The organism is Pontibacter korlensis, assembly GCF_000973725.1.
GTDB lineage: Bacteria > Bacteroidota > Bacteroidia > Cytophagales > Hymenobacteraceae > Pontibacter > Pontibacter korlensis.
In genome coordinates this window covers 4,168,717-4,182,982 of record NZ_CP009621.1, presented here as the reverse complement: position 1 = coordinate 4,182,982, position 14,266 = coordinate 4,168,717, and the positions used below count along the sequence as shown (strand labels likewise).

At 48.0% G+C, this 14,266-nt stretch carries 13 protein-coding genes; 7 read left to right on the top strand and 6 right to left on the bottom strand.

Translation table 11 applies throughout. From position 1 onward, the window contains the following. Positions 1-2 precede the first annotated feature (2 nt). From PKOR_RS26145 to PKOR_RS24160, 4 genes are all read right to left on the bottom strand, one after another. Positions 3-149 (bottom strand): zinc ribbon domain-containing protein, encoded by a 147-nt coding sequence (locus tag PKOR_RS26145; RefSeq protein ID WP_158453797.1) that lies wholly within the window; start codon positions 147-149, stop codon positions 3-5. Then, positions 121-1,140, bottom strand: a complete 1,020-nt coding sequence (locus PKOR_RS18050) for an RNA-guided endonuclease InsQ/TnpB family protein (RefSeq protein ID WP_084694833.1) — start codon at positions 1,138-1,140, stop codon at positions 121-123. The genes PKOR_RS26145 and PKOR_RS18050 overlap by 29 nt, the downstream gene beginning before the upstream one ends. Before the next feature lie 108 nt (positions 1,141-1,248). Next, positions 1,249-2,460, bottom strand: coding sequence for an IS110 family RNA-guided transposase (locus PKOR_RS18045; protein ID WP_052738940.1), 1,212 nt, complete (start codon positions 2,458-2,460; stop codon positions 1,249-1,251). Positions 2,461-2,809: 349 nt separating this feature from the next. Next, a complete protein-coding gene (locus PKOR_RS24160; protein WP_046312512.1) occupies positions 2,810-3,919 on the bottom strand; it encodes an AI-2E family transporter in 1,110 nt (369 codons plus the stop codon). Between the two features lie 128 nt (positions 3,920-4,047). On the opposite strand from PKOR_RS24160, the gene PKOR_RS18035 reads away from it, so the two are divergent. From PKOR_RS18035 to PKOR_RS18025, 4 genes are all read left to right on the top strand, one after another. Beyond that, complete coding sequence (locus PKOR_RS18035; RefSeq protein ID WP_046314630.1) at positions 4,048-5,424, top strand: DEAD/DEAH box helicase; 1,377 nt, start codon at positions 4,048-4,050, stop codon at positions 5,422-5,424. Between the two features lie 157 nt (positions 5,425-5,581). Further along, positions 5,582-6,913: a DNA recombination protein RmuC gene (locus PKOR_RS18030; RefSeq protein WP_046312511.1), complete on the top strand. Its 1,332-nt coding sequence runs from the start codon at positions 5,582-5,584 to the stop codon at positions 6,911-6,913. A 349-nt stretch (positions 6,914-7,262) separates the two neighbouring features. Next, entirely contained in the window at positions 7,263-7,442 is a 180-nt protein-coding gene (locus PKOR_RS24835; protein WP_148561740.1) for a hypothetical protein, read from the top strand. 115 nt (positions 7,443-7,557) lie between these two features. Continuing rightward, complete coding sequence (locus PKOR_RS18025) at positions 7,558-8,229, top strand: M2 family metallopeptidase (RefSeq protein ID WP_235336716.1); 672 nt, start codon at positions 7,558-7,560, stop codon at positions 8,227-8,229. A gap of 124 nt (positions 8,230-8,353) precedes the next feature. Here PKOR_RS18025 and PKOR_RS18020 read toward each other — a convergent pair whose 3' ends face one another. Further along, positions 8,354-9,580, bottom strand: a complete 1,227-nt coding sequence (locus PKOR_RS18020; RefSeq protein ID WP_046312510.1) for a pyridoxal phosphate-dependent aminotransferase — start codon at positions 9,578-9,580, stop codon at positions 8,354-8,356. Between the two features lie 79 nt (positions 9,581-9,659). Then, positions 9,660-10,115 (bottom strand): AAA family ATPase, encoded by a 456-nt coding sequence (locus tag PKOR_RS18015; protein ID WP_046312509.1) that lies wholly within the window; start codon positions 10,113-10,115, stop codon positions 9,660-9,662. Positions 10,116-10,250: 135 nt separating this feature from the next. Here PKOR_RS18015 and PKOR_RS18010 point away from each other — a divergent pair, with 135 nt between their 5' ends. The 3 genes from PKOR_RS18010 to PKOR_RS18000 all read left to right on the top strand — a co-directional run bounded on the left by PKOR_RS18010 (position 10,251) and on the right by PKOR_RS18000 (position 14,211). Then, positions 10,251-10,946 carry an SIR2 family NAD-dependent protein deacylase gene (locus tag PKOR_RS18010; RefSeq protein WP_046312508.1) on the top strand — a complete coding sequence of 232 codons (696 nt, stop codon included), beginning with the start codon at positions 10,251-10,253 and terminating at the stop codon, positions 10,944-10,946. A 198-nt stretch (positions 10,947-11,144) separates the two neighbouring features. Beyond that, positions 11,145-13,421 carry a TonB-dependent receptor gene (locus PKOR_RS18005; protein ID WP_046312507.1) on the top strand — a complete coding sequence of 759 codons (2,277 nt, stop codon included), beginning with the start codon at positions 11,145-11,147 and terminating at the stop codon, positions 13,419-13,421. A 172-nt stretch (positions 13,422-13,593) separates the two neighbouring features. Next, complete coding sequence (locus tag PKOR_RS18000; RefSeq protein WP_046312506.1) at positions 13,594-14,211, top strand: trimeric intracellular cation channel family protein; 618 nt, start codon at positions 13,594-13,596, stop codon at positions 14,209-14,211. The last annotated feature ends 55 nt before the right edge of the window (positions 14,212-14,266 follow it).

Below are 14,266 nucleotides of genomic sequence, written 5' to 3'. Positions count from 1 at the left end.
CGTTAGCTCTGGGTCCAATACCTGTCTGATAGCTGCAGGTCGGTGTTACGCCAACCACAAACCCAGCAGTCCTGGGAGGTATGGTTGGGGGCTACTCTGTGAAACTCCCGACCATACCACTCAGGACTTGTATTCCAGCATCTGCACAAACTGATACCATCCAGCGTCCGATATTGATTTGGCTAACTTGTGGTTTTTGACCATATGCTGCACTTGCAGGTTCTCAACGACAATCGCTTGGCTTTCGCGAATGAGTTGCGTGGTCAGCTGGTGGTGGAAGTCCTTGCGGGTATTCCTGACTTTCAGGTGCAGCCTGGCCAGCTTTGCGGCAGCCTTGCGCCTGTTACTGCCACCTTTCTTCTTCCTTGATACAGCACGTTGCGCTCTCCTTAGCTGGTATTGGTAGCGGTATAGGTGTTTAGGATTGTCTACAACAACACCATCAGACGTGACAACGAAGGATTTTATACCGACATCCAAGCCTACCACATTGCTTATCTGTGGTAGTCGCTCAATATCCACCTGGCAACACAGCGTCACATACCACCCATCGGCTTCCTTGACAACGCTGGCTGTCCTGATAACCCCCTGCACATCCTGTGACTTGCGGTACTTGACCTTGCCGATCTTAGGTAGTTGAATTTTACAAGTGTTCTGGTGCAGCTTCACCCCCTGTTTAAATGTGAATGACCTGTACAGGCTACGTTTGGCGAACCTGGGGAATCCATTGCCTTGCTTAAAGAATCCATCGTAGGACCTGAACAATCTATCTGTCACCTCCTGTAAAGTTTGTGAGTGAACACAGCCAATCCACCCGACCTCCTTGGCAATGGCTGCAAGTTCTTGCTGCATCTGGTTCTTCGATACGGAGATTTGATAGTTGGTCCAGAGGTGTTTCTTGTAGGCCAGACACAGGTTGTAGACATACCGGCACGAACCGAGCCACTGAGTGAAAACCTGTGCCTGCGCCCTGGTGGGTTTGAGTCGGAAGCGGTATGTCTTGATCTGGTTCACGGCTGCTTTTGGCGCCTTGCCCGGTGCAGGGCATGTTTGCTGCAGCAAAGGTAACAGCCGGCAAGTGCAGGCGGTAGAACATAGGGTAAAATCGAACCCAGCAAAAGTGAAGGGATGCTGCACCACATCGAGTGGTTCAAAAAGAAAACCAAATTCATCCCTTGGCTAAAGCCCCAAGGTACTGTCTTCAAAGTCAAGGATTTTGGTTGCATTTTTCTTATTTGTTTCTTATCTTCACTCTACCTGAAAGAGAGCTCCCGGGCCGACTGGTACTGGAAGTTCATCTTGCGTAGCCCTGGCCTGAGCTGGGGCTATTTCTTTTTCTGCTGTTTCTGGCTGCGTTTCCTGCGTTATTGCGTCTTTGTCAGCTGCGCTGACACCTGAAAGAGAGGCTCCGGCCTCCTGGATTTGGATGTTATTTTTGGGTTCCGCTGGCTGCTGCCCATAACGTGGATCATAGGCTTCATTCTTGCGCCACAGCGTCCAGAGCAGGATCAGCAGCTTGCGCTGCACGGCCACATACGCCTGCATCTTGGTCTTGCCCCTTTTCACGAGCCGCTCGTAGAGGGCAGTAAAGACAGGCTCTTTATAACGTACTACTGTAAAGGCCGGCAGGTGCATGGCCCGCCGGATGTGGGCGTTGCCTTTCTTTGATATTCTGCTTCTGCCCGAGCGCTGGCCCGACTGGTGCTCCACCACGTCATAGCCGGCGTAGCTGACCAGCTGGCCCTGCCGCTCGAAGGTGGCAAAGCCGTTGGTCTCGGCCAGGAGCACGGCCACCGTCTTGAGCCCCACCCCCTTGACCGAGCGCATCTTCTCCACCCGCTCAGCCAGCAGCGGATCCTGGTAGAGCAGCTCCCCAATAGCCTCCTCCAGCTCCTGGAGGCTCTTGTCCAGGGTGCCGACCAGCTTCTGGAGGTTTCGCTCCACCTGCTTGACCACCAGCGCACCGTGATGCAGGGCATGGAGCTGGTTCAGGCACACGGTGCGCTGGTTGGAGAAGTCCTCCAGCTGGCGGGTCAGCAGGCGCAGCCGGTAGATGTTTTTCGACAAGGGCTGCCAGAGCTCCAGGAGCTGCTCCAGGCCCATCTGCGCCAGGCCCCTGGCATCGATCCTGTCGTTCTTGCTCTTGTTTCCCAGGGCCTGCAGGTAGCGCTTGGCCTTGGTGGGCAGCACCACCGAGACCTGGTAGCCCTCGTGGTAGAGGAACCAGGCCAGCTGCTCGTAGTACACGCCCGTGGCCTCCATGAGCAGGCGCAGCTCCACGTCCGCTGCGCGCTTGCCCTCCAGCCAGCGCTGCAGCTGCTTGAAGCCTGTGGGGGTGTTGGTGAATTTTCGGGAGGCTTTCACCTTCACCCGCCGCTCCATGTCCAGGGTGGAGAGGACCACCTCCAGGGCGTCTTTGCTCACATCGACGCCCAGGTTCTGACAGAGTAAATTCTTCATAGCTGAAAGGGACTAAAGTGGACAAAAAACATTCATCTTCCGGGCCTACACTCACGTCTGATACGAGGTCATGCCTGCGGATGGGGCAGCCTCTAGGTACTGTCCAGGCTTTTAAGAAGAAGAGAAAGGGAAGGGATTCCTTGGGGGCGACATCATCAAAGTGTCTAGTGCAAGGGCTTTCTCCTTCCCTTTCTGTTAGCTTACGTTTAAGAGCCTGATAAAATTGAACTTACGCTTATACTGCCAAAGATATGAGTGCGAGGGCTTTCTTTGGCATTTACTCGTAAATTCTCAAAAGTATAGATGAAACACACTAGTACGAAGAGTAGTATTAGAAGGGAGCATCCTCTTAGTTTTCTTTACCTAACCCTAATGCGCGTTTAATCTTGCCTAAGGTCAGTGCGTGCTCCTCAGTGCCTTCTGTACCCAGCATGTACGACCAACCAGAAAGGCTTTCATTGTAGTTGCAGTACACCTTAAACATACCCAAATATGGGACTGCTAGAAACATGCCTGGTAGTCCCCAAATCATTCCGCCAACAATAATGCTCAAGATGGTGAAAAGCGGGTTTATATTTACCTTGCTCCCGGTGATGTTCGGCGTGAGGATGTTGTTTTCTGTAAACTGCACAGCCAGAAAAAAGATCAGTACCATGAGTGCTTTATTTGGGTCGCCCTGCACCATTAGCGTATAAAGCAGGGGCACTGCACCACCGATAAGTGTACCAAAGTATGGTATAAAGTTGATGAACGCAGAAATGATACCCAGGAGCAAAGCGTACTCCACTCCTATCAGATACAAGCCTGTTGAGTTGAGCACACAAAGTATAAGGATGACGATCACCACTCCAGCCATGTAATGCTTGGTAACATTGGAAATTTCATCGATTATCTGCTTTGCCCTAGGGTGTCTGGCAGGTGGCAACTGGCGGTAAATAAAGTTCTCAAATTTGTTTCGGTAATAGAGTATCAGGAAGATGTATACCGGCATCAAACCAATTTTCGCTACAGTACCAGTTGTTGCCATTAAGATATCACGAAGAAAATTGCCACTGAACTCTAAGGCATTGCTTACCTGCATCTGCAACCAGTGCTCATTATCCGGGCTGGTAGATCCAAAGTGTTCATCAATACTATGTTGTAGGCGGTCCAGGTTTTTCATAGCCTCCTCCTGTAGGCTCGGAAAGTCTCCCATAAATGAAGTCAGCTGCTTGTAGAGCAGTATAAGCGCCCCAACAAACAGCGCCATAGCTGCTATTACAATTATAAAGTTTGCCAGGATACGTGGCAGGCCCCACCCTTCCAGCATATTCTCCACAGGGTAAAGCAGGTAAGAAAAAAGTATAGCCATAAAGACAGGATACAAAAACTCCCTTGCCTCTACCAATACAAATACCAACAAAATACCGAAAAGAAGCACCAGCGTGTAATGCTGCAGCTTACTGTACTTGTTCTCCATACTCTTACTACTGATGTTGCGCCTGTTTAAGTTTTATAGAATTAAGGTTTATCTATACATGGGCAGCCTTGGTAAAGCCTGATACTAGAAGAATTGCCGTACCTTTGCAGCATACGTACAAACATACCATGGCTACTTTTCAGCAATTAAAACTTAATCAAGCCCTGCTTCAGGCGCTGGAGGCACTGCAATATTCTTCGCCAACTCCTATTCAGGAGCAGGCAATTCCCCTGTTACTGCAGGGCGCTGATGTTGCTGGGCAGGCAGAAACAGGCAGTGGTAAAACAGCAGCCTTTGGTTTACCTCTCTTACAAGGTGTAGATCCTAATCTGCAGCAGGTGCAGGCTTTGGTAGTGGTACCCACACGGGAACTGGCAGTGCAGGTAAGGCAGGAACTGAAACAATACGCTCGGTATATACCAAACCTGAAGATAAGTGCATTTTACGGTGGCCATTCTTACAAAGTAGAAGAAGCTTCATTAGAGCATCCCCCACAGGTGCTTATAGGCACACCTGGGCGTTTAACCGATCACCTCGGCCGTAAGGCCTTAAACCTTAGCAAAACCACTAAGATTGTGCTGGATGAGGCAGACAAGCTGTTGGAGATGGGATTTGAAGAGGAACTGGATAAAGTCATGAAAGCTCTTCCCGGCAAGCGGCAAACGATACTTTTCTCTGCCACTATGGAAGAAGATGTAAAGCAGTTGATTGCAGACTCGTTGCAAGACCCCAGGTTTGTGCAGGCTACCGCAGCTGCCGTGCCAGAGCGAATAACTTACTATGGCATAAAGGTACAGGAGCCGGAAAAGCCTAAGGCGCTGGTACGACTCTTACAAAGTATAGACTCTGCCGGAACAGTAGTCTTTGTGAATGCGCGCCTTACTACAGAAGAAGTGGCACAACAACTGCAAGAGCAGGGCTTTGCTGCCAGGGCTCTACATGGCAAGCTTGATCAGCGGGAGCGGGACAAAACGATGACGCTTTTCCGTAATGGCACAGTTGCCGTATTGGTAGCCACAGATCTTGCAGCCCGCGGACTAGACATCGACGTGCTACAACAGATCGTTCATTATGAGCTACCGCAACATGAGGATGCCTACCTGCACCGAAGCGGCAGAACCGGACGGGCAGGTAAATCTGGAACAGTTTATTCTCTTCTAAGTGCCAGAGAAGTTAGTAAACTAGAGCAGTGGCCTGATGTTCAGGTAAATGAATGGCTTGAGTTGAATAGACTTACAGCAGCTGATACCTCGGCCAGCTCCTATACACCAACGTTCACAACATTGCACATAAGTGGAGGCCGAAAAGATAAATTAAGTCCACGGGATATTGTAGGTGTACTGATTGCGGAAGTCGGTCTGAAGGCTTCCGCAATAGGCAAGATTGAGATTCAGGACCGGCATAGCTTTGTAGCCATACCAGAAGAGTTTGCCAATCAAACTGTACGCAAGCTGAATGAGGCTAAGATAAAAGGAAGAAAGTATAAAGTCAGTTTTGTGCGATAGGCCTTGCTGCAAATACCAAAGATGTGCTGTTGCGAAACACTAAAAGCCGCCATACCTTTTGCCAGTATGGCGGCTTTATTTTAGCGTATAGCTGAAAAAACTAATTTCATTAGCAAATACGTTTGCTGCCATACTAAAAAACTTTACCTTTACTCCTATGGAGATCATTGTAGGCATTGCAGCATTTTTGGGAGGATTAGTGATTGCCTTCCTGGCGCTGAAGGGGAAACTAAATGCCCTGCAGCAAGTTGCCAATCAGGCAGCTGTTACGCAAGGGGTACTTGAGGGGCAGGCAAGGCAGAAAGCTCAGGAATTGGAGCAGTTAAAGGCACAGCTGCGGGAAGCACAAACAGAAACGCTTGACCTTACAAATGCCCTTACTAAAACAGAAACAGACTACGAGCACCTGAAAGCTCGCCTGCAGGAGCAAGGGCGTGAACTGGAGCAGCTACGCGAAAAATTTCTGCAGCAGTTCCAGAGCATCTCAAACCAGGTGCTTATGACTAATGCTGAGCACTTCAACAAGGCTTCTTCTGAGAACCTGGAGCGTATACTTTCACCGCTTAAAGAACGCATCAAGGAATTTGAAACCAAGGTGGAGCAGACGTATGAGAAGAGCCTTAAGGATAGTATCTCCCTGAAAGAGCAGATCACCCAGCTTGCGTCCCTGAATCAGCAGATGAGCCAGGATGCCGTGAACCTAACCAAAGCCTTAAAGGGCGAAAGCAAGACACAGGGTAACTGGGGTGAGTACCTCTTGGAAAGCCTGCTGGAAAAATCCGGTTTGCGTAAGGGGGTGCATTACGAGCGCGAAGAAGTGCGCCAGAACGACGAAAGTAAAGTATACCGCCCGGATGTGATTGTGCGGCTGCCAGAGGGCAAGCACCTTATCATCGACTCTAAAATGTCTTTGGTAGCCTACGAGGCATTCTGCAGCTGCGAAGACGAGCACCAGCAGGAAGTATACCTGAGAAGCCACATCAATTCTGTACGCACCCATTATACCGATCTAGGTCGTAAAAGTTACCATCGCTTGAATGGCATCAATTCACCGGATTTTGTGCTGATGTACATTCCGATAGAGCCGGCTTTTAACCTGGCTGTGCAGCACGATCACGATCTGTTTACAGATGCCTTTGATAAAAATATTGTTCTGGTAACTACCTCTACCCTTTTGGCTACCTTGCGCACTGTTGCCGGTGTTTGGCGACAGGAAGACCAGAAGCGCAATGTGCTTAAAATAGCCGAGGAAAGCGGTAAGCTATACGACAAGTTTGTGGGCTTTGTAGACGATTTGAAAACTGTAGGCAAGCACCTTGAAAACAGCCAAAGCTCTTATAATGCAGCTATGAACAAGCTAACGGAGGGGCGCGGCAACTTAATCCGCCGTGTTGAAATACTGCGTGAGCTAGGAGCCAAAACAAGTAAAACCATAGATGAGAACCTACTGCAGGAAGCGCAGTTACCTGAAGAGGCTGAACAGGAATAGTTTTAACTGACTAGGTATAACACAGAAGGAGGCACTATAACAGCGCCTCCTTCTGTGTTATAGGGTAAATGCTTATTTACGAGTAAATGCCAAAGAAAGCCCTGGCACTCATATCTTTGGCAGTATAAGCGTATGTGCAATTTTATCAAGCTCTTAAACGTAAGCTAAGAGAAAGGGAAGGAGAAAGCCCTTGCACTAGACACTTTGATGATGTCGCCCCCAAGCAAGCCCTTCCCTTTCTCTTCATCTTAAAAGCCTGGACAGTACCTAGAGGCTGCCCCATCCGCAGGCATGAGTGAGTGTAGGCCCGGAAGATGAATGTTTTTGTCCACTTTAGTCCCTTTCAGTTATGAAGAATTTACTCTGTCAGAACCTGGGCGTCGATGTGGGCAAAGACGCCCTGGATGTGGTGCAGCATTCCTTCACTTTTACTGGGTTCGATCTTACCCTATGTTCTACCGCCTGCACTTGCCGGCTGTTACCTTTGCTGCAGCAAACATGCCCTGCACCGGGATGTGAACGCAGCTAGTAATATAAGAAATAAGGCGGTCGGGCAGACCGTTTCAGCTTGGGAGATATACGGTCGCAGTAGCCAGGTAGCCCAAGAATCCAACCTGCTTTAGCGGTGGGAATGTCAATACTACATGACTTATACTAACCCTGATGTACCTGTGCTGCTGCGTGGAGGCGCTAACCGTGCTTATCACGAAGGTATTGGCTCATTGATGGGCTTGGCAGCTATGCAAAAGCCTTTCCTGGCTGAGCTCAACCTGATCCATAAAAACACACAAACAGACGAAGTACAGGCGCTTTTAAAGGAGGCGCTAAACTATGTGGTGTTCATACCTTTTTCTTCGGGCGTAATGAGTGAGTGGGAGCATGATTTCTATGCGAAGAGCTTACCGGCAGACCAGCTGAACAAGCGTTGGTGGGAGCTCAAAAAGCAGTACCAAGGCATTGTGCCACCGTCTGATCGTGGCGAGAACTACCTGGATGCCGCCACTAAAACACATATATACGACGATGCAGCACAGTACTATGACTATGCCATGAGCTACGTTATTCTGTTCCAGTTGCACGACCATATTGCTAAAAATTTTCTGAAGCAGGACCCGCACGCAACCAATTACTATGGCAGCAAAGAAGTAGGTAATTTCCTGCGTGACATCATGTATCCAGGAGCCTCCGCAGATTGGCGCCAGATGCTGAAAGACAAAACAGGCGAAGAATTTAGTGCCCGAGCCATGGTAGATTACTTCCAGCCGCTAATGGACTACCTGAAAGAGCAAAACAAAGGCCGCAAGTATACTTTGTAGTTAAAGAGTTTGGGAGTTACAGAGTTTATCAATAATCCTCAAATAAGAAAGCCTCAGCAAATGTATCTGCTGAGGCTTTCTTATTTTCTAACCTTCTGACTTCTTAACCTTCTAACTCCTCAACTCAAGCCTTCTCTAACTCAAGTTGCTGATAGGTCTGAAGAAAAACCTGAACTCTATCAAGCGTATCGCTCAGTTCTACTGGCTCCGGGAGGTATACTACTCTAAAGTGATCCTGGTGCTGATAATTAAAGCCTGAGCCGGGCACTAGCAGCACATGTTGCTCCGACAGCAGATCAAGCGCGAACTGTTGGTCGTTTTTTACGTCGAATTTTGCTGTATCTAACTTCGGGAACATATAGAAGGCACCTTTGGGCTTCACACAGGTGATACCTGGTATGGCTGTAAGCTTCTCATAGCAGATTGCCCGTTGCTGCCCAAGCCTTCCTGTTGGTTTGGTTAGTTCACGTATACTTTGCTGTCCCTCTAAGGCTGCCTCAATCGCGAACTGTGCCGGCACATTGCTGCATACGCGCAGGCTTGCCAGGGTATTTAAGCCATCAAGATAGTCTTTGGCTTTTAGCTTTGCTCCGCTAACCAGCATCCAGCCCGCCCTGAAACCGGCAGCCAGGTAGTTCTTAGATAAACCGCTGAACGTTACAAAGAGCACAGTATCAGACAGAGTTGCTACAGAGGTGAATTCAGTATCATCATACAGGATCTTATCATAGATCTCGTCAGAAAAAATAACCAGGTTATGTTCCTCAGCTAACTGTACCAGCTCCTGCAGCAGTTCTTTGGCATATACCGCACCCGTTGGGTTGTTTGGGTTGATGAGCACCAGAGCTTTTGTGCGGCTGGTTAGCTTGTTTCGGATATCCTGTACATCTGGATTCCAGTCAGACTCTTCGTCGCAGGTATAATGAACGGCCTTGCCGCCAGCAAAGCGCACGGCAGCTGTCCAGAGTGGGTAATCTGGTGACGGAATCAGCACCTCATCTCCATCATTTAGCAATGCCTCCACAGCGTGCATAATCAGTTCGCTAAGGCCATTGCCCAGGAAAATATCATCTGCACTTATCCTGCTTATACCCTTTGCTGCATAATGATGCTTTACGGCCTCGCGGGCACTCACAAGCCCCTTATGGTCTGAATAGCCTTGGGCATGCGTTAGGTTCCGGATAACATGCTGCACCACCTCATGTGGGGCCTGGAAACCAAAAGGTGCCGGGTTACCGATGTTCAGTTTTGTAACCTTGTGTCCCTGTTTCTCAAGTTCTTTTGCCCGCTCGTACAGTGGTCCGCACAGGTCATAAGACACATTGTTCAGTCTTTCGCTCCTCTTTATCATACAGGTAAAATTTAGCGAATATAACATTGTAGCACATTCCCTGTACAAGGTTTACTACTTAATTTAACAGAGTGCACGCTCATTTGTCTTCGTTGCCATCTGCAAGCCTGACATCATACTCTCCGGAAGGCAGTAGCCGGACTATATACAGCTTACTAAAACCTTCCGACAGTACAGGTGGCTCTAACCTCTTGTTTGTACCATAAATACCCTTTAGAGGTACTAGAAAACGCCCGCTGCGCTGGCTGTTGCGCTTTACAGCATCACTGGAAGTTGATTCAAAATAATAGCCTATTACCTCATACCTTGCCTGTTGTGCCATGCTGATATATTTTGCACGATCATTTTTTGTCGGGTTAGTATTGTCAACTACAAATCTCATCTGGCTTTTCAGGCAAGCCTCCAGAAACAGACGCTCGCGGTTACGAGTGCGCAGGAGATCCATACTTATGCGCACATGGCTGTTAAAGAAATGTCTTTGGTAATAGGTTGATTTCCCGCTGGCTTGAATTCCACAAAAAATAATGGCTTGCATAGTAAGTGTATCGGCTTTCTAAAAGTATAAGCAAGCATTGGTGTTGGGGTTGTGCTTTAGGCTATTACTGTAACTTTAACAGCTGCAATGCATATACTTTACAGGAGTAGTAGCTTACTATAAACTATAAAACTTATGAAGAAGAAACTGGTGGTATTATCAGGTGCAGGCATAAGTGCAGAGAGCGGTATTGCCACATTCCGGGACGCAGACGGTCTTTGGGAAGGCCATGATGTAATGGAGGTCGCCTCACCTGAGGGCTGGCACAGAAACCCTGAGCTTGTGTTGGACTTTTATAACCAGCGCCGTAAAAATGCACATACTGTAGAGCCAAACGCAGCCCACCTAACGCTGGCCGATCTGGAAAAAGAGTTTGACGTGCGCATTATTACCCAAAACGTAGATGACTTGCACGAGCGAGCTGGCTCTACCAATGTCATTCACCTGCACGGAAAGTTATTTGAAAGCCGCAGCACCTTAGACCCGACTCTGGTCTACCCTATAGAAGGATGGGAGCTGAAGAAAGGTGACAAATGTGAAAGAGGTTCTCAGCTCAGGCCGAATATTGTGTGGTTTGGCGAACCTGTGCCAATGATGGAGAAAGCCATAGAGGAAACTCTTCAGGCAGATATCTTTTTAGTTGTAGGTACATCTCTGATAGTTTATCCTGCCGCCGGATTGGTGGACTATGTCTCTTCTGATGCGCCAATTTTCGTGGTGGACCCTAACCTACCTAGTATGCGTGTAAGAGATAACGTACATCGGTTTGAAGAAAAAGCCAGTACAGGTATGCAAAAGGTAGCACAACTACTCCGCGAGAAGTATATATAAATCGCCACCATCTTACCTGGTTTTTGATAGCCTTAGCTGAATTGCTTAAAGCTTTATAGCCCCTATGGATGAAACCATGGGGGCTTTTTAGTTGCTAAAACCTCAATCGGGATCATAAATTATCTAATTATTATTTTAGACAAACCTAAATCTATAATTTAGCGTTTCGAATAAATATGTGTCATCTTACGCAATGCTATGAGAATCATAATTCTACTGTTATTTAGCTATACTACCATAATTGCTGTTGCTCAGAATAATGGAAGTATAAAGGGCAAAGTTACAGCAGGCACAGCCACTGTACCCTATGCTACGGTTATGCTGAAAGGAACACAGAAAGGCACTCCTACAAATGAGTATGGAGAGTTTATGCTTAAGGACGTTACAGAAGGCAGCCATGTCGTATTGGTAACAGCAATAGGCTATAAGCCAACGCAAAGCACAGTACAGGTGTTACCCGACTCCACCTCTACTCTTACTATACCCTTACAAGAAGCACACGCTACTCTTAATGAGGTGGTGGTAACAGGTACCCGTACCGAGAGGCGCAGGTTAGAGAGTCCTGTTGCTGTTAATGTACTCGACAGCCGCACATTTGAGTTCACTCAATCCAACACACTTAGCGAAGGGCTCTGTTTTCAGCCTGGCCTCCGGATGGAAACTGACTGCCAAACCTGTAATTATACCCAACTGCGGATGAATGGACTGGGAGGTGCATACTCTCAAATACTGGTGAATAGCCGTCCTATATTCACTTCGATCATGGGTTTGTACGGTCTGGAGCAGATTCCTGCTAATATGGTAGAGCGTGTGGAAGTAGTTCGAGGTGGAGGCTCTGTATTATATGGTTCCAGTGCCATTGCAGGTACCGTTAATATCATTACCAAAGAACCAACCAGCAGCACCTACACCCTTTCCACAAGCTCATCAGTAGTGGACGGCGAAGCATGGGATCATTTCCTGAATGCAAACGTGAACACAGTTAATGAGCTTAAGAATGCAGGCCTTTCATTCTTTGCATCGCACCGCGACAGGGAAGCTTATGACGCCAACGAAGACGGATTTTCGGAACTGGCACAGCTGAAGAATAACTCCTTTGGCTTTAACGCTTTCTTTAAGCCAACAGAGCGAGATAAGATTGATGTGAATGCCTGGAGCATACATGAGGAGCGCAAAGGCGGGAATAAACTTGATAAACCCGCCGACCAGGCTGATCAGTCTGAGTACCGCCTGCACAACATTTTGGTTGGCGGCTTTAACTGGGACCATAGCTTAAAAAACGGCAGGTCTTCCTTTAGTGTCTATGGCTCAGGCCAAAACACCAAGCGCACACATTATACAGGAATGGAGCAATCAGATGGTTGGGGCCAGACAAAGAGCCATACGTTTCAGGGAGGCTTACAGTACAACTATACCTCCCACAACTTTCTGGGAGGCAGTAATACTTTTACACTGGGTGCCGAACATCAATACGACTACACATTCGATGAAATTGAAGCCTACAGTTACCTGATAGACCAGGAGAACAACCTGACAGGATTGTTCCTGCAGAGCGACTGGGATCTAACTCCTGCCCTGACTGTACTTTCCGGTGTGCGGGCAAATAAGCACAACAACGTAGATGAAACTATACTGACGCCCCGAGTCAGTGCTTTATACAAATTAGGCAGCACCACACAGCTCCGTGCCTCCTATGCCCGTGGCTTCAGAGCACCGCAGGCTTTTGAGGCAGACATGCACATCGCTTTTGCCGGAGGCGGTATCTCTTATGTACAGATTGATCCGGAGCTGGAAGAGGAAACCTCCAATGCTTACAATGCCTCGGTAGATTTTAACAAGCCCAGCGAGCACATGATCTTTGGGTTTACGGTTGATGCTTTCTATACCCGCTTGCAGAATGCTTTTGTGCTGGAGGAGATTGGAACAGATGAACAGGGTAATCAGCGCTTACTGCGCAAAAACGGAAGCCACTCAACAGTAAAGGGAGTTACTCTGGAGGGGCGGCTAAATTATGACCAGCGATTTCAGATAGAAGCAGGTATGACTTATCAGAGCTCCCGCTACGATGAGCCGGTTGCCTGGTCCTCGGAAATTTCCGGTACCCGACAATACCTGCGTACACCAGCCATCTATGGCTACTATGTGCTAACATTACTGCCGCAGGGGCGTTTCAATGCTACCCTATCTGGGGTGCTTACTGGGCCCATGGAAGTACCTCACTTTGCTGGTGCTCCCGGTGTGGTGGAAGACGAGCTTTATACTTCGCCATCATTCATAGAGAACAACCTGAAACTGTCTTACCGCATCCCCCTTAAAAGTATAAAGCAGGACCTGCAGTTTAATACCGGTATACAAAACATGTTTAACCAGTACCAGAAGGATTTTGATACGGGTCCTTACCGCGACAGCAACTATGTTTATGGTCCGGCACGGCCGCGCACTTTCTTTTTTGGGGTTAAGTTTGGCCTGTTATAGTTTGCACCTTCTTATCTGTTAAAATGGCTTATGTTGCTGCAGAGGAAGTTTTTTAATTGGCTACCATAAACGAGGACTATACTTACTCACTTGAAGAAGTGCCTCATAAAAGCTTAAGATTTTCTTGTGTGATACAAGCCGCTTATATTGGTGGCGTACTTAAGCCTACAACGTGAGCATACAATATATACTTGAATTATTAGGAACAGTGGTTTTTGCCATGTCGGGTGCCTTGGCTGCAAGCGAAAGGGATAAAGAGCAGGACTGGTTTGGTGCCGCATTTACGGGGTTTGTAACTGCCATTGGAGGGGGCAGCCTTCGGGACATTATGCTTGGCAGCTACCCGCTCGTCTGGATTCAGGACACAATGGTGTTGTATGTCATTATAGCATCTGTAGTTTGTTGTGGACTGTTTTACCGCGTGTTACTTCGCTTGCGACGCACATTCCTGCTGTTCGATACGCTGGGCATCTCTCTGTTTACAATAGTTGGCACAGAAAAAGCTTTGAGCCTGGGGGTGAGCCCAATAATAGCTGCCATCATGGGTATGTTCTCCGCTGTGATGGGAGGCGCAATAAGAGATATACTTACCAATGAGGTGCCTGTGCTTCTCCGCAAAGAATTTTATGCCAGTGCCTGTATACTTGGTGCCACATTTTACCTTGGGCTCGAGTATCTGCAGGTTGACCGGAATACTAACTTTATAGCCTCTGTGTTGCTGATTATGACAATCAGGCTTATAGCTATCAAGTATAATCTAAGCTTACCTAAGTTTTACCGCTTGCACTGAAAGTTCTCGCGCCAAAGAGCCTTTTTATCTATTTGTTGAAACTTCCGTAATGTGG

Excerpts from the sequence above, each read along its gene's own strand:
- PKOR_RS24835 (WP_148561740.1), top strand. The coding sequence starts at position 7,263 with ATGAAGAATTTACTCTGTCAGAACCTGGGCGTCGATGTGGGCAAAGAC.
- PKOR_RS18035 (WP_046314630.1), top strand. The coding sequence starts at position 4,048 with ATGGCTACTTTTCAGCAATTAAAACTTAATCAAGCCCTGCTTCAGGCG.
- PKOR_RS18005 (WP_046312507.1), top strand. The coding sequence starts at position 11,145 with ATGAGAATCATAATTCTACTGTTATTTAGCTATACTACCATAATTGCT.
- PKOR_RS18015 (WP_046312509.1), bottom strand. The coding sequence starts at position 10,115 with ATGCAAGCCATTATTTTTTGTGGAATTCAAGCCAGCGGGAAATCAACC.
- PKOR_RS18020 (WP_046312510.1), bottom strand. The coding sequence starts at position 9,580 with ATGATAAAGAGGAGCGAAAGACTGAACAATGTGTCTTATGACCTGTGC.
- PKOR_RS18025 (WP_235336716.1), top strand. The coding sequence starts at position 7,558 with ATGACTTATACTAACCCTGATGTACCTGTGCTGCTGCGTGGAGGCGCT.
- PKOR_RS18010 (WP_046312508.1), top strand. The coding sequence starts at position 10,251 with ATGAAGAAGAAACTGGTGGTATTATCAGGTGCAGGCATAAGTGCAGAG.
- PKOR_RS18045 (WP_052738940.1), bottom strand. The coding sequence starts at position 2,460 with ATGAAGAATTTACTCTGTCAGAACCTGGGCGTCGATGTGAGCAAAGAC.
- PKOR_RS24160 (WP_046312512.1), bottom strand. The coding sequence starts at position 3,919 with ATGGAGAACAAGTACAGTAAGCTGCAGCATTACACGCTGGTGCTTCTT.
- PKOR_RS18030 (WP_046312511.1), top strand. The coding sequence starts at position 5,582 with ATGGAGATCATTGTAGGCATTGCAGCATTTTTGGGAGGATTAGTGATT.